General features: G+C 60.2%; 15 protein-coding genes. 5 read left to right on the plus strand and 10 right to left on the minus strand.

Going from position 1 to position 14,003, the window contains the following annotated elements:
• Positions 1-123: 123 nt before the first annotated feature.
• The 3 genes from HDC32_RS31280 to HDC32_RS31290 all read right to left on the minus strand — a co-directional run bounded on the left by HDC32_RS31280 (position 124) and on the right by HDC32_RS31290 (position 3,555).
• Positions 124-2,367, minus strand: coding sequence for an ATP-binding protein (locus HDC32_RS31280; RefSeq protein ID WP_184746644.1), 2,244 nt, complete (start codon positions 2,365-2,367; stop codon positions 124-126).
• Positions 2,364-2,978 carry a biliverdin-producing heme oxygenase gene (locus HDC32_RS31285; RefSeq protein WP_131700282.1) on the minus strand — a complete coding sequence of 205 codons (615 nt, stop codon included), beginning with the start codon at positions 2,976-2,978 and terminating at the stop codon, positions 2,364-2,366. The genes HDC32_RS31280 and HDC32_RS31285 overlap by 4 nt, the downstream gene beginning before the upstream one ends.
• A 196-nt stretch (positions 2,979-3,174) precedes the next feature.
• Positions 3,175-3,555, minus strand: coding sequence for a response regulator (locus tag HDC32_RS31290; protein WP_131700283.1), 381 nt, complete (start codon positions 3,553-3,555; stop codon positions 3,175-3,177).
• A gap of 197 nt (positions 3,556-3,752) precedes the next feature.
• On the opposite strand from HDC32_RS31290, the gene HDC32_RS31295 reads away from it, so the two are divergent.
• Together HDC32_RS31295 and HDC32_RS31300 are read left to right on the plus strand one after the other, a co-directional pair.
• Complete coding sequence (locus HDC32_RS31295; protein WP_311771995.1) at positions 3,753-4,295, plus strand: demethoxyubiquinone hydroxylase family protein; 543 nt, start codon at positions 3,753-3,755, stop codon at positions 4,293-4,295.
• Between the two features lie 43 nt (positions 4,296-4,338).
• Positions 4,339-4,713, plus strand: a complete 375-nt coding sequence (locus HDC32_RS31300; RefSeq protein WP_131700284.1) for a c-type cytochrome — start codon at positions 4,339-4,341, stop codon at positions 4,711-4,713.
• Here the strand turns inward: HDC32_RS31300 and HDC32_RS31305 are convergent, their stop codons facing one another.
• From HDC32_RS31305 to HDC32_RS31325, 5 genes are read right to left on the minus strand one after another with little or no spacing between them, the layout of a single operon-like run.
• Positions 4,714-6,735: an LTA synthase family protein gene (locus HDC32_RS31305; RefSeq protein ID WP_184746646.1), complete on the minus strand. Its 2,022-nt coding sequence runs from the start codon at positions 6,733-6,735 to the stop codon at positions 4,714-4,716.
• A complete protein-coding gene (locus tag HDC32_RS31310) occupies positions 6,735-7,334 on the minus strand; it encodes a hypothetical protein (protein ID WP_131700286.1) in 600 nt (199 codons plus the stop codon). The genes HDC32_RS31305 and HDC32_RS31310 overlap by 1 nt, the downstream gene beginning before the upstream one ends.
• Positions 7,334-8,602, minus strand: a complete 1,269-nt coding sequence (locus HDC32_RS31315; RefSeq protein ID WP_145338491.1) for an exo-alpha-sialidase — start codon at positions 8,600-8,602, stop codon at positions 7,334-7,336. The genes HDC32_RS31310 and HDC32_RS31315 overlap by 1 nt, the downstream gene beginning before the upstream one ends.
• 22 nt (positions 8,603-8,624) lie before the next feature.
• The gene (locus HDC32_RS31320; protein WP_131700288.1) at positions 8,625-9,170 is read right to left on the minus strand and encodes a cytochrome b/b6 domain-containing protein; all 546 of its coding nucleotides are present in this window, start codon (positions 9,168-9,170) and stop codon (positions 8,625-8,627) included.
• Positions 9,170-9,436: a PepSY domain-containing protein gene (locus tag HDC32_RS31325; protein ID WP_048722823.1), complete on the minus strand. Its 267-nt coding sequence runs from the start codon at positions 9,434-9,436 to the stop codon at positions 9,170-9,172. Before HDC32_RS31325 ends, HDC32_RS31320 begins: the two co-directional genes overlap by 1 nt.
• A gap of 147 nt (positions 9,437-9,583) precedes the next feature.
• Here HDC32_RS31325 and HDC32_RS31330 point away from each other — a divergent pair, with 147 nt between their 5' ends.
• The 3 genes from HDC32_RS31330 to HDC32_RS31340 all read left to right on the plus strand — a co-directional run bounded on the left by HDC32_RS31330 (position 9,584) and on the right by HDC32_RS31340 (position 12,286).
• Positions 9,584-10,246 carry a response regulator gene (locus HDC32_RS31330; RefSeq protein WP_131700289.1) on the plus strand — a complete coding sequence of 221 codons (663 nt, stop codon included), beginning with the start codon at positions 9,584-9,586 and terminating at the stop codon, positions 10,244-10,246.
• Positions 10,243-11,595, plus strand: a complete 1,353-nt coding sequence (locus tag HDC32_RS31335; protein WP_184746648.1) for a sensor histidine kinase — start codon at positions 10,243-10,245, stop codon at positions 11,593-11,595. The genes HDC32_RS31330 and HDC32_RS31335 overlap by 4 nt, the downstream gene beginning before the upstream one ends.
• A gap of 124 nt (positions 11,596-11,719) precedes the next feature.
• Positions 11,720-12,286 (plus strand): hypothetical protein, encoded by a 567-nt coding sequence (locus HDC32_RS31340; protein ID WP_184746650.1) that lies wholly within the window; start codon positions 11,720-11,722, stop codon positions 12,284-12,286.
• A gap of 567 nt (positions 12,287-12,853) precedes the next feature.
• On the opposite strand, the gene HDC32_RS31345 is transcribed toward HDC32_RS31340, so the two are convergent.
• Together HDC32_RS31345 and HDC32_RS31350 are read right to left on the minus strand one after the other, a co-directional pair.
• Positions 12,854-13,225: a PH domain-containing protein gene (locus HDC32_RS31345; protein WP_032885644.1), complete on the minus strand. Its 372-nt coding sequence runs from the start codon at positions 13,223-13,225 to the stop codon at positions 12,854-12,856.
• A 24-nt stretch (positions 13,226-13,249) separates the two neighbouring features.
• Entirely contained in the window at positions 13,250-13,579 is a 330-nt protein-coding gene (locus HDC32_RS31350) for a hypothetical protein (RefSeq protein WP_131700292.1), read from the minus strand.
• Between the last annotated feature and the right edge of the window lie 424 nt (positions 13,580-14,003).

Consider the following 14,003-nt stretch of genomic DNA (forward strand, 5'->3'; position numbering starts at 1 on the left):
ACTTATAGAGCCTGGAGAAGGTGGGCTATAAACGCCCTGCTGCAAGATATGACGGCGGTTGGCAACCGGCTTCAGACGTCTCCCGCCATTTTTGCGTGGCGAGCAGGCTCGCCACAGGAGCGGTCAGGTATGGGAGTCCTCGATCACCCTCGGCACGGTAAAGCGGAACTCACTGCCACGTCCGACTTCACTCTCGGCAACGATTTTGCCGCCATGGGCTTGGACTATCCCCTGGGTGATATACAGCCCCAGACCCGTACCGGTGGGGTTGTTTTCGGCCTGGGTCCAGTAGCGATCAAACACATGCGGCAATTGCTCAGGCGCAATGCCTTCACCGGAGTCGCGCACCGAAAACACGATCTCTTCACCATTGCTCAATGCGCTGATGCCGATATGGCCTTGGCGCGGGGTGAACTTGATGGCATTGCCAATCAGGTTCGACAGCACCTGAAACAGTCGCTCCGGGTCGCCGTTGATCTGCAGGCCAGGCTCGGCGTTGAACGACAGGTCGATGCCTTTTTCCATCGCCAGTGGCGCCAGCAGGGAATAGGCCTCTTCGAACATTTGGCTGACGTCCAGGGCCACCCGTTTGACCACATAGCGTCCGGCCTCGATTTTTGAGGTGTCGAGCAAATCCTCCAGCAATACGTTCATGCGCCCGGCGGCCTGTTGCATGGTGTCGATGGCCGAGGAAATGCGGCGCGATGTGTGCGGGCCGTCGGAGCTGAAAGCCTTTTGCATCATGCCGCAGAGCATGGAGATTACCGTCATCGGGTTGCGCAGGTCGTGGGATACCACCGCCACCAGGTCATCGCGGGCACGCACGGCTTGTTGCTCGCGCAGCACCTGGCGGGCCAGATCGTTTTCCAGGGCCGAGCGGCGCAGGTCATTGGCTGCGAAGAGGTCGCCGTGGCTCCATTTGGTGGAGATACCGGCCATTTCCACTTTCCAGATTTCAAACGAGGTGCGTGGGCGAAGGCGCAGGCCGGCGTTGGAGTTTTCCAGGGCCAGCGGCTTGTTCGGGTCGCCGCTCCAGTTGATGCTCTCTTTCACTTCCGGGCGGAACCACAGCACGCCGTTATCCACAGGCTTTGGCAGGCTCATTGCCAGGACACCACTGGCCACCTGTTGAAATTCGGCAGCTGGCGGGTAGACCGACACAAGGTTATGGCTGGAAAACACCGGCTCGCCGCTGTCTTGCAACCACTTGTGCAATGCACGGATCTGAGCGGGTTCCGGGCAGTTGCCGTAGCGGTGCAGTTGCTTGTCTTCGATGATCGCCACGCCGCTGGACAAGGTCAGGTCCATCAGCAACTGACCGCGCTGGGCCAGGCCGTCGAACACGTTTTCTTCTGACGCCTTCATGGCTTTATCCAGCAACGCCAAGGCCTCAACTTTTTCCTCACGCTGACGGCTCAGGTCCAGGGCTTCCATGGCGCTGATCTGCAATGACAACACCTGGCCGATGGTCTGGCAGGTGATGCGCAAGTCATTGGGCACCAACAGTGGTTCACGGTTGCCGCAACTGATCAGGCCCCAGAGTTTGTCGCCCTTCATCAGCGAAATGCTCATGGACGACAACACGCCCATGTTCTGCATGTACTGGCAGTGAATCGGCGACACGCTGCGCAGGGTGGCGAAGCTCAAGTCCAGTGGCTCGCCGGTGTCGGGACGCAACCGGGGCAGCAGGGGCACCGGCTCGTAGGCGGCGTTCGGGATGATGCGCAGCCAGTTGGTGCGATACAGCTCGCGGGCCTGTTCCGGGATGTCGGACGCAGGGAAGAAGAGGCCGTTGAACAACTCCATGGACGGTGCCGACGCTTCGGCGATCACCTGACCATGGCCTTCCTCTTCGAAGCGATAGATCAACACCCGGTCGTAACCGGTCATGGCCTGGATTTCAGTCACGCTGATTTCGTACAGCGCTTGCAGGGTTTTCGCAGCCTGCAACCGTTGCAGCATCTTGCCCAGGTCACTGCTGCGCCCCTTCAGCGCCCGTGGCCGGAAGTCCTTGAGCCGCGGCTCGAACTCCAGCACCAGCACATCCTGATGGCGGTGCAACAGGCCTTCGAACTCGGCGCCGTTGAACGTGACATGCAGCGGCTGCGCATCGACAAAACTGTTGTGTTCCGCCATGACCTGCACGGCCTGGGCATGCTCGGCACCCACCAGCGTGTGCAGCGGCTGACCCAGCAACGACTCGGGGTCGCGGTTGAACAAAGCGGCGATGTTGGCACTGACTTGAATGATGTTCAGGTCGGGTTCCGACAGCGTCAGCAGCACGCCGTGGGGTTGGATCGCCCCCGGAAAGCGGATGGGTTCGTCGGCACAGTTGGCAAGCAGCTCTTCAAAGTCTTCGGGTTTCATAGCAGTACCTCCTGGCTGTCGAGCCATTGCTCAAAGCAGCTGAATGTCGAACGTGCCGCGTTCACCGCACGCTGTTTGGCTGGCGCGTCCAGCGGCTGACGGCCCAGATAGTCGAGAAAATCCTTCCAGCGCCGACCGGTCTCGGCACCGTATACATCGAGGAACGCACCGCCGTTATCGGCGTCCAGATCCAGGCGCAGGGCCATTTCCCGGCGCAATACCTGGCCGCCCAAGGTTGCGCCTTCCAGCACATACAGGGCGCCGAGGCAGGCTGCGGGGGTGTCGAAGGAGGGCAGTTGCACACAGTGTGGCAAGGCATTGATCGCGGGGGCATCCAGGCCAAGGGCGTGAAGATCGTCCAACAGGGTCGGTGTTTTCACACGCAGCGCCGGGTCGAAGCCTTCAGGGATGAAGTCGCAGCCGTACAGCGCCGCTTCCATCGGCCCATAAAACCCGTAATACGCCTGGATCAAGCGCTGGTACCAGCCGGCATCCAGGTGCTCGGAAAAAAACGGCAGGCGTTTTTCCAGCGCTACGTGCAATAGGCCAGTGCCTGCGCGCAACGCTTCCAGCAATGAGGGCGTACCACCATCATGGGCCTGTGAATGCATTCAATGAGCTCGAACTGTGGGCCTTTCGGCCATGAATGACGCGTTAAAAAAGGCGACGATTCTACACAACACGTAAGCATCAGCTGAACGCACAAAGCGAAAAGGCTGACCAGTGGATCAGAAAAGTCGCTCCCTGCTTAATTAAGTGACCATAAGGCCAGCTGTGAAGTTCGGCATAAATGATATCGCGACGCTATCAATGCATGGACGACCCCTGCTGGGTCAACGCGGTTTGCACGCACTCAAGTAGATGTTCGGTGCTCCACGGCTTGGGCAGGAACCGCACGGAGCCTCCCAATTGCTCTGCGAGTCTGGCGTTTCCCGAGGTGAGCAATACCGGCACCGACGGCCAGCGGTGTGCAACTACCCGGCTGAGGTCATAACCGTTGAGCAACCCCGGCATCTGCACATCGCTGACAATCAAATCCACCGGGTCATCGCCACGCTCCAGGTAAATCATCCCTTCATCGGCCGAAGGGAAAGAGGTCACCGTCGCGCCGAAATCCTCCAGTACATCCACCATCAACGACCGAATGATCTCGTCGTCTTCCAATACCAAAATCGATGGCTGAGCCATGATCGTTACTCCACCATCAGGGTTCAGTAGGGTGGAGTGGAATAGGGTTGGATAGGTTCTATTGGATCTGCACGGGGCGATGGGTGGTCGATTCGAGGGTCTAGGTTGCGCATTTGCGCGGTGGTACGGCACGATACCGGCGCTCTGCAATCAGGATCTGCCCGAACCCCACGGGCCTTCGCACAAGGTCGTCAACCGTGAACGCTTCCGCTGCCCCCTTGATCGACCCGAACCTGGGTAACCGCATGATCAAAGTCGACCACGCCGGCGAACATGGCGCGATCTGTATCTACAGTGGCCAGCTGTTTATGGCGCGGTTGTTCGCCCCCGGCATGGTGGGGGAGCTCCAGGAGTTCCTCGCCCACGAGCGCCGCCACCGCGCCGTGTTTCAGGCTGAGTTGCAACGGCGAGGCTACCGACGCTGCCGCAGCTACTGGCTGTGTGGCCTTGGCGGGCTGGTGCTGGGCCTGCTCACCGGGGTGTGCGGGCGCAAGGCTATCGCCACCACCACCGTGGCGGTGGAAAGCGTGGTGCTCAAGCACCTGGCTCATCAACTTCACGCTTTACGCGACGTAGACCCGCTGGCCGTGGCGGCCATTGCCTCCATCGTCGAAGAAGAACAACACCACCACGATCACTCGGCAGCGCAGATTGATGTTCGCGACCCTTGGTTTCGTGCGCTGACGCCGGTGGTTACGGCGTGGACCGAAGCGGTGATCTGGATGGGCATGCGCACCTGACAAACAGGCATAATCGCCGGCAACGCCCGATGTGGAGTCACCCATGAAGTACGTCCTACTGACCCTCGCGCTCATCCTCAACACCGGCACGGCTAATGCGGCCGGCGATGCCGAGGCTGGCGCCAAGCTCTTCAGCAAGACCTGCGGCGGCTGCCACAGCGTCGGCGAAGGCGCGCGCGGTGGCTTTGGCCCGGAGCTCAACGGCATCATCGGCCGACCCGCCGGTACCACCGCCGACTATCAATATTCGGACGCGATGAAAAACTCCGGCGTGGTCTGGACTCGCGACAAGCTGGCGGCCTATATCGAAGCGCCAAAAAAGGTGGTGAGTGGTACGCGCATGATTTTCTGGGGCATCAGCGACCCGGAAAAAATCGACAACATCCTGGCGTACCTTGAGACGTTCCAGCCCAAGTAATCACTCACGCACATTCCTGAACAGCATCAACCGCGCACTTTCATGCAGCCCACGGGTCAGCGCCTGCAAACGCTGAAATTCCTCGGGGTGCTGCGCGGCCACATCGTCACGCGGGGTGAGTGATGCCAGGTCATGCAAGGTCGGAGAGCTGCCGTCGTATTGCATCTGCAGCAGGAAGTCCTGGGTCACGCCGCCGATGATCGGGAAGGTGCCCTCGCGCAACACCAGCGGCACCACGCGTTCGCCCTCGGGCGCCGGTTGCTGGATGTCCCGGCCCATCGCGCCATTGCGAAACGGTACGCCCGCCATGCCGGCGACGGTGGGCAGCAGGTCGGCCAGCCCCACCGCTTCTTCGATCACCCGGGGCTCAAGGCCGGGGGCGTGGATCAACAGCGGCACGTTGTTACTTTCCAGGCCCAGCTGTTCGAAGGCCGGCGCCATGTGCGGGATCTGGCTGATGCGGGTGTTGTGGTCACCGAAGAACACAAAAATGCTGTTGTCGTAGTAGCCGCCGGCCTTGGCGATGTCCATCAGCCGGCCGATGTTGTAGTCCAGCAGGCGCACGGCGTTGTACTGCTCGACACTGCGGGAACCCGCGGCCTGGGCCTGTTCCAGCGTCACGTCGCTGAGCTGGAAGCCATCGTTGTGCTTGGGGATGGTGAAGGGGCGATGGTTGCCGGAGGTTTGCAGATAGGCGAAGAACGGCTGGTCTTTGGGCACCGCGCTTAACAGTCCGTCAGCTTCCTTGAACAGGTCCAGGTCGGAAATCCCCCACACGTCCACCCGTGGCGATTGCCAGTCGCTCTCCTCGAACAGTTGCACATCGTCGATGCTCTGGCGGATCAGTGCATTGATATTCGCCCAGCCGGCGTTGCCGCCGATCATGTAGAACTTCTGGTAGCCCTCGAATGCATTGATCAACGTGTGTTGCCGCGTGATCAGCGGATTGCGCGTGGCGGTCTCCTGGCGGGTGACGTCGGGCACACCGGTGATGCTGGCCCATACGGTTTTGGCTGTGCCGGTGACGGGGACGTAGAAGTGTTTGAAGAACCAGCTTTGCGTCGCCAGTTTATCCAGGTTCGGCGTGGGGTTGAGCGGGTTGCCATAGGCACCCACGGCGCTGGTGCCGAGGGATTCGAGCATCACGAAAATCACGTTGGGCGGGCGCTCGCCGGCCAGTCGATAGGGCTGTACGCCTTGTTCGCGAATGAAGTTCAGGGACTGGGCATCGGGCTGGGCCACGCCCAGGTACTGGGCGACGTGCGGGTAATACTCGCGAACCTGGGCTTCATCGAACTGCGATTGGCCGACCTTGAGCGTGTCATACAAAAACAGCACCGGGTTCAGGCCCACGGCGGCCAGTTGGCTGTTGCCGGAAAAGAACGCATCGCTCCAGCGCAGGGGCACCGGGTTCTCCAGGTTGAGATGGGCGACTCGGCCGAGCAGGGCCAGCAGCACCGCGACGACGCCCATCACACTCACCACCGTCAGTGTCGGCTTGCTGATAGCGGCGGGCGCTCGATCCAGGGTCAACCGCTCCAGGCAGAGCAACGCCCAGACCCAAAGCGCCACCGCCGCGAGCCAGCTAGCGGTTATCCACAGCACTGGGTAGGTTTCCCACACCATCTGTTGGGAAATCTGCGCGTCTTGCAGGTAGCGCAGCACCGTCGCATTGATACGCACGCCGAGGTAGGCGTAGTGGCCGAAGTCGATGATGTACACCAGCCCCACCACTGCCAGTGCGATGACCAGATAACCGCGCGCCAGCCAACGCAGGGCCGGCAGGGTGGTGAGATTCCAGCGCGGCAACCATGCCACCACGGCCAGAGGCAGCAGGATCAACACCGCCAGGCGCAGGTCGAAACGCAGGCCGATACCCAGGGTTTCCAATAGCGCCGGAGTGTTCAAGTCAAGGCCGGAAAAACCCAGCACAAACACCAGCCGCAACGCAGCCAGCAACACAAACACCAACCCGATCGCGCCCACGCCGTAGCGCAGGCGGCGTGATTGCAACGCACTCATCATTGACCCCTGTGCCATTTCAAAAGAGGGCGCCAGGCGGCGCTGATCAGCAGCCCCGCGCCGGCGATCAGGCAGTAACCGGTCAGCAACGGGTCGACCAGATAATCCCAATAGTTTTCCGACGCCTTGAGCCGTAACGCAAAAGCCAACGTGCCCATCGCCAACATCAACACCGCCAGCGTATTACGCCGCCACAACATCAACAGTGCGGCCGCCGCCGCCAGGACGATCATCGGCCGCGGGTTGTAGCCCCAACGGTACGGGTCGAAGTAGGTCAGGCCCAACGTGGCCGGATACAACACCAGGCTCAACAGGCCAAACAGCAGCAACATCTGTACCTGATGCCGGCGAGCAAGCGGCTGCACGACGCCTAGACGGCTGAGCACGACCCAGGCCAACAACACCAATGTGCTGATCGCCAGGTCATCGGTAAAACTGCGCACATACGCCGCCAGCGGCAGCTCGTTGACCGGTATAAAACTGACCGCCACCAGCGCCGGCAGCAGCCATGGCCGCCAGGGTGCGGTAAACCTGAGCGTGCTTAACAGCACAAACCCCAGCAGCACAAAACTCAAATGGGCCTGCCACAGAGAAACCATCACAGACGTTCCGCCAGCCAGGCTTCGTTGAAGCTGACATGTTTGATAAAGGTGTTATTCCACGAGTACACCAAGTGGTACATGCCGTCCGGGCTGCGGCTGAAGTACGGGTACTCGTATTCGAAATCGCAGCCCCGGGGTTTGCACACGCGGTAGTCGAGGTTGCTGAGAAAGCGCTGTTCCAGCGGCAGGCGTTTGGCGCCGCTGGAGGCGCGGAAGCCTTCGCCGATGATTTCTTTATAGGCCTCGGGGGAGAAGGGTTGGCCGAGCGGGTCGGGTGATTCATCCAGTTGCGCCACGGTGCGCCATTGGCTGAGCTGGGCGTCGGTGCCGTAGAGACTGAGCTTGAAGCGGCCATCCTGCAGGTCGTTGAGGGCCACGAGTAACCCGTCATCTACCGTGCCCACCGCCGCCAACGACGAATTGGGGTTGGCCGGTTCCAGCGGGTACGGCTCGCTCCAGGTTTGCCCGGCGTCTTCGGTGCGGCTGGCCAGGACGCGGTGGTGGGTGTCGCCGGCGTAGCGCAACATCGCCACCGCGCGCTTGCCATCCAGCGGCACGATGGTCGGTTGCAGGGAGTTCTTGCCGCGGCTGATGCGGAATTTATCGATCACCGCGCCGTCGGCGCTCAAGTACAGGTACTCGGCAAACTTGCCCATGAACTCGTGGTACACCGGCAGGCCGATGGAGCCGTCGGCGTGGAACACCGGCGCTGCGCGCACCAGCGTACTGATGTTGAAAAACGGAGAGGTCACCAATTGCCGGGGCGCCGACCAGTTGGTGCCGAGGTCATCCGACACCATCAGGTTGATCGCACTGGTGGCCCAGCCGCCGACCGACACCGAGACATAAAACATCCACAGGCGTTTATCCGGCCCCAGGGCGATCACCGGGTTGCCGAGTTTGCGGATATAGCGCTGGGTGCCGTCGCGGGTGCTTTCCCGCGTGGCCAGCACCTGCTCGGTGCCCCATTCGCCGCTGCGTGCATCGAAGCGTGCGGTGCGCACCTGCACATCGGCGGCGCCTTCACGGGAACCGGCAAACCACACTGCGATCAGGTCGCCACCGGGCAGGGCGGTAACAGAGGATGAATGCACAAAGTCAGTGAGCTGCGAGGATACAAAACGGCTGGTGTACTGTGGTGCCGCCGCCACCTTCATGGTGTTCGGCGCCACTTGGGCAAAGGGGGCCAGCACATGGGGCGGGTGGCTTAGCCACGCGGCCACGAAGACGGCGAGCAGGCTGCAGATCAGTAAGGCGGAGCGCATAGAGGACCTGTCGAGAAAAGGATTACTGCGCACGTTCATCCGGCAGGCGCTTCCTGCGACCGGTGAGCATGGATAGCGGCAGGTTGTCCCGCACCTGGATACTTTCAAACACCGCGGCCAGCACATGGATGCACACCAGGCCCAGCAGCACATTGGCGGCGGTCTCATGGATTTGCAGGGGCCAATCGGCGCCCCACAGGGCATCCACTTCCTGCATCAAAAAGCCGCTGATGCCGATGGTCAGCAACGCCAGCAACATCAACAGCATCACCAGCGCACCGATGGGCGAATGGCCCAGGCGATGCTGCGGGCGGCGGTTGAGCAGCGAGCGCAGATGGGTTTTCAAGCGTTTCGGGGTCGGCCAGAAGTCCGCCCAGCGTGCGCTGCGCGGCCCGATGAATCCCCACACCGTTCGTACCAGCAGCCAGGCCATGGCGTAATAGCCCAGCCAGACATGCCAGTCATCGCCCGCTTCGTTAAAGAAGTAATTGGCGACAAAGACCCCGGCGATCGACAGATGAAACAGCCTTACCAACGGGTCCCACAGGCGCAGGGATTCGCCTGGCATCAGCCTTTGATCTCAGTCTTCACAGCCTTGCCGGTCACCGGATCGTGGTAGATCTCGACCTTGCGCTTGTCCTTGTCGAAACCGTAGATCTCGTAGCAGTTGCCGTCGGTGACCTTGAACTTGCTGATCTCGTAGCCTTCGGCCTTGAGCTTGTCCTGGAAGGCTTTTTCGTCTTGCCATTGCGAGCGTTCGGCGGTGGTGCATTGCGGACCGGCAACGGCCAGGGGGCTGGCGATAATCAGGGACAGCAGGAGAATTTTGCGCATGGAAAAGCTCTCAGCAGATGTGGGAGATTTCACAATGCAAAATCAACCTTAGCGCAACCTTAGTTGGCAACGCGCGGTAACATCTTTGCCGAAATAGCCTCGGCCAGAACCCGGCATGATGCCGCCGATTCCCACAGAGACTTTGCTATGCGCCTACTCCTTGTCGAAGATGATCGTGCCCTTGGCCAAGGGATTCGCGTGGCATTGGGCGTTGAAGGCTACACCCTGGATTGGCTGCAGGATGGCGTTGCGGCCCTGTATGCCCTGCGCACGGAAAACTTCGATCTGTTGCTGCTCGACCTCGGCCTGCCGCGCCTCGATGGCCTGGATTTGTTGCAGCAACTGCGCGCCGAGCAGCACGACCTGCCGGTGTTGATCCTCACTGCCCGCGACGGCACCGCCGAGCGCATCGCCGGTCTGGACGCCGGTGCCGACGACTACCTGGTCAAACCCTTCGATGTGGAAGAACTCAAGGCCCGCGTGCGCGCCTTGTTGCGCCGCAGTCAGGGCCGCGCGCAACCGATGCTGGAACATGCCGGCGTCAGCCTCGATCCGGCCACTCAGCAAGTGCGGTATTTGGATGAAGACATCATCGTCACCCCCATGGAATACCAACTGCTGCACCAACTGATGGTACGCCCCGGCAAAGTGGTGACCCGCGAGCGCCTGTCCCGCGCGTTGTATGGCTGGCAGGACCGGGTCGAGAGCAACACCTTGGAAGTGTTGATCCACAACCTGCGTAAAAAGTTATCCACCGAGCTGATCCGCACCGTGCGCGGTGTTGGCTATGTACTGGCGCTTAAACCATGACCTCCGTGCGTGCACGCATCCTCATCCCTGTCCTGGTGCTGATCCTGTTGGGCGACGCCCTGATCAGCTGGCTGGTATTGCGCGACAGCCACCACGAAATCGAGGAAGTCTACGACGCCCAACTCGCCCAAAGCGCGCGCCTGTTGCAAGGCGTATTGCGCCAGCGCGACCCTGGCGAAGCCGACTGGGACCGCCTGTACCAGGCCTTCGATCAAGCGATGAGCCGTGTCGGCGAGGACGGTGTCGCCCACCCTTATGAAACGCGGTTGACCTTCCAGGTGTGGCGCAGCGACGGCCAATTACTCGTACGCTCCGCCGAAGCGCCAGTGTTGGCCGCACCGCCGGCTACCCTCGGCTCCCACGACATCCTGGACAACGGCAACGACTGGTGCGCCTTTCTCCTTGCCGACCCGCAACAGGGCCTGCTGATCTGGGTGGGCGAGCGCGACGATATTCGTCAGGACGTGATCCAGCGCATCATGCGCCACACCCTCTGGCCCACCTTGATCGGCGTGCCGCTGCTCACTGTATTGATCTGGCTGGTGATCGGCTGGGGTCTCAAGCCCTTGCGCGCCATGGCCCGCAAGATTCGCGGGCGCACTGCCGGGACCCTGCAACCGCTGCACCTCAAGCCGCTGCCCAGCGACTTGGAGCCGATGCAAACCGCGCTCAACCGGCTGTTGGTGCAAGTGGATGACCTGTTGGAACGCGAACGCCGTTTCATCGCTGACGCTGCCCACGAACTTCGCACCCCTCTGGCAATCCTGCGCATCCACGCGCAAAACGCCCAAAGTGCCGGCACCGAGGCCCAGCGGCGCGAAGCGTTGGACTTCCTAGTCAACGGCGTCGACCGCGCCACCCGCATTGGCAGCCAACTGCTGACCATGGCGCGCATCGAGCCGCAGTTGAACAACCCTAAGCGCAGCCGCGTACAACTCACCGAGCTGGTGCGCGAAGAACTCGCCGAACTGACACCGCTGGCCATGGAAAAAGGCGTGGAGTTGGTGTTGGAAGGGGATGAAGACTGCTGGATCGAAACCGAGCCGGTAGCACTGGCCATCGCCCTGCAAAACCTGGTGACCAACGCCCTCAACTTCTCCCCGCCGGGCAGCGAAGTGAAAGTAGTGATTGGTGCCCATTGCCTCAGCGTGGAGGACCAGGGGCCGGGCATTGATGAGGCGGAAATGGGGCGTTTGTTCGAGCGGTTCTACAGCCGTGGCAATGCCAATGGCGCAGGGTTGGGGCTGGCAATTGTGGAGATGATCGTGGGCAAGATCGGCAGCCGGCTGGCGCTGCATAACCGGGAGCAGGGCGGGTTGTGCGCGCGGTTGGTGTTTAACGAGGCCTGAAGCGATCACGGCTCAAATGTGGGAGCTGTCGAGCCCCTGCATCGCGGTCGCTCCACTGCGGAACATTTTGTTTAATCACTGGTCCAGTTTTCATGATCTGTCACCCTGATAAGGACATCCTCCCGTGAAGCGAATCGCACTGCTCTCCCTCGCCCTGGCCCTGTGCGCCTGCCAATCCAACCAACGCGACTCATCCCCCAGCCTGCTCAAGGATGGTATTCAACTGCGCCAGAAAACCGTGGCCGTCGATGCTGAGCACGCCAAAGTCATCATGAAAGCCTACGGCGGCACCGCTCCCGTCGAGTTCTCGATACGCCGCGAAGGCGACCCCGATGAACGCATGGAAACCCTGGGCACGGTGATGGATACAGGTGAAGGCCGCGTCTTCAACTGGATTGCAAAGCTCAACCAGACCGTAGCCAGCGCGGGGTTCAAGCGCTTCCCGCAGTTGGAGATCCAGGCAGATCCTGGCAAGAAGCTGACCGTCGCCAGTTCGTCCACCGACTCACGCCCTGGCATCTACGCCATTTGCGGGCCTCTGTTAAGTAGCTTCCAGCCTGAAAAGGGCAAGGTGTATCTGGTGGAGTTCCAGTTCAAACCTTCCTCGTGTGCGCAGCAGGTGTTTGATATTACGGATCCGGCGAATCGGGTTCTGATTGTGGGGGAGGGGAGTGAGGCGAAAGAGGGCTAGGTGGACGGCCGAACAAATGCGGATGCTGCGCCTGGAAGGGCCTGAAGGTTTGATACTTCCAGCGCTCTCCGTCAGGGGCTTCGTCTGATCGTGCTTCAACCAGGTGGCCTGCGAACTTGATCAACTATTGAGCGCAATGCGCCAGAATTTTCGGTGTGGTTTGATTACCTTCCACAAGATTTTCGATAACTGGATTCTTTCGTTTACGTAGTCGGGTTGTGATGGTGACTCTTCTTAAAAGCAGCCTGGCTCGCTTCTTTGTGTGGGGGGAGTGAGCCTACGAGGTGGGGCAAAGGGGGGGGGAGTTGGCTTTGTTCGATGGTGGATGTGGGAAACTTCAGCTATTGAGTATGGTTTTTCTCAACTTGTTTGACGAGGTTGTGTGTAGTCAGCGGCGGTTTACTTTAACCAGTTCGTGATGGCGTAACCGCACTTCTTCAATCGTGGCAAACACTAGAAAGTCCGCTCGCAGCCGGCATTGCCGTGGCAGATTAATCGGGCTCGGTTCAACAGCGTGGATGACGATCAGTCAGCGTCATCGGTGATCTCCTGAAGCAAGCCCGCCGATCAAGTCAGCAGGTGCTTGGAGATCAGGCGGGAGATTTCGACAATCGAGGTCTTGCCGGTGAACTCAAATTTCACTTTTCCCAGCGACGAAAAGTAAATCTCCAGTTCCGAATCCAGGTCAAACGTCCCGGACGTTTCCACCGAGTACGCGACGATGTTTTTGTACGGCAGCGAAGTGAAGTCCTTCTTGCTGCCGGTGATGCCTTGCACGTTCACCGCGATGATGCGTTTGGTGGTGAATACCACGCCGTCGCGCATGGCTTTGTAGGCGTCGACGACTTCTTCGCCGTCCAGCAGCAGGGCTGCGACGCGTTCGGCGTATTCGTTGTTTTGTTTGAGTTTGAAGAAGCCTTTGTTGTTGAAGTCGATCATGTGACGGTCCTTGTGGTGAGTCGGTTATTGGATGGCTTTAAGGTAGTCCTTCAGTGCCACGAGCGGTGGGTTGAGTTCCTCCAGCGTGCTGACTTGCTGTACGTCGCTAGACAACCACTGCAACTCACGCCCCAGCACCGTATCGGCGCCACCCAAAGTGGTCAGCGCCTGCACCACACACTCATCTATCTTCAGCAGAATTCCCGACAGATCCCCCTGCCGCACCAGCAACCCAAATACCTCCCGTTCATACCCATCCATCACCAGGTCATCCCTCAACACCGGGCTGCCGCCGTCCTCCTCATGCACGAGCTTGAGTGCAAAGAGCGCAACAGCTTCCAGCGTCAATTCCATGGTGTCGGTTCCTCAGGGTTCGGGGCGGAGGGCGATGATCACTGTTCTGGGCGTGAAAAAAAAGACCTGGTGCGTACCGGGTTTCGGATGTTCTGCAGTATTGATGAGAACCCGTATGCGGCCGGCCTGACTTCACGGTTCGATGTCACTGACAACACGGCCGTGGTTCTTGGCTGCTGGCCAAGTACACCTTCTATATAGAAGCAATGACGCCCCCTTTAATAAGAAGGCCTTTATTGCGTCGTGGTGTGTGGGGCTTTTGTTAAGGAAAGTTTTTCCAGAAGGGGGTTGACCACGCAATTCAATACTGTATTATTCGCCTCCCGCTGACGAGAGATCGGAAGCGCAAGTGGTTGAAGTTGTTGAAGAAATCTTCGAAAGCTTCTGAAAATAATCACTTGACAGCAAATGAGGCTGCTGTAGA

The organism is Pseudomonas sp. JAI120, assembly GCF_014207255.1.
GTDB lineage: Bacteria > Pseudomonadota > Gammaproteobacteria > Pseudomonadales > Pseudomonadaceae > Aquipseudomonas.

Coding starts and splice junctions, on each gene's coding strand:
- HDC32_RS31335 (WP_184746648.1), top strand. CDS start 10,243: ATGACCTCCGTGCGTGCACGCATCCTCATCCCTGTCCTGGTGCTGATC.
- HDC32_RS31315 (WP_145338491.1), bottom strand. CDS start 8,602: ATGCGCTCCGCCTTACTGATCTGCAGCCTGCTCGCCGTCTTCGTGGCC.
- HDC32_RS31345 (WP_032885644.1), bottom strand. CDS start 13,225: ATGATCGACTTCAACAACAAAGGCTTCTTCAAACTCAAACAAAACAAC.
- HDC32_RS31290 (WP_131700283.1), bottom strand. CDS start 3,555: ATGGCTCAGCCATCGATTTTGGTATTGGAAGACGACGAGATCATTCGG.
- HDC32_RS31330 (WP_131700289.1), top strand. CDS start 9,584: ATGCGCCTACTCCTTGTCGAAGATGATCGTGCCCTTGGCCAAGGGATT.
- HDC32_RS31300 (WP_131700284.1), top strand. CDS start 4,339: ATGAAGTACGTCCTACTGACCCTCGCGCTCATCCTCAACACCGGCACG.
- HDC32_RS31285 (WP_131700282.1), bottom strand. CDS start 2,978: ATGCATTCACAGGCCCATGATGGTGGTACGCCCTCATTGCTGGAAGCG.
- HDC32_RS31350 (WP_131700292.1), bottom strand. CDS start 13,579: ATGGAATTGACGCTGGAAGCTGTTGCGCTCTTTGCACTCAAGCTCGTG.
- HDC32_RS31280 (WP_184746644.1), bottom strand. CDS start 2,367: ATGAAACCCGAAGACTTTGAAGAGCTGCTTGCCAACTGTGCCGACGAA.
- HDC32_RS31310 (WP_131700286.1), bottom strand. CDS start 7,334: ATGGTTTCTCTGTGGCAGGCCCATTTGAGTTTTGTGCTGCTGGGGTTT.
- HDC32_RS31320 (WP_131700288.1), bottom strand. CDS start 9,170: ATGCCAGGCGAATCCCTGCGCCTGTGGGACCCGTTGGTAAGGCTGTTT.
- HDC32_RS31325 (WP_048722823.1), bottom strand. CDS start 9,436: ATGCGCAAAATTCTCCTGCTGTCCCTGATTATCGCCAGCCCCCTGGCC.
- HDC32_RS31305 (WP_184746646.1), bottom strand. CDS start 6,735: ATGAGTGCGTTGCAATCACGCCGCCTGCGCTACGGCGTGGGCGCGATC.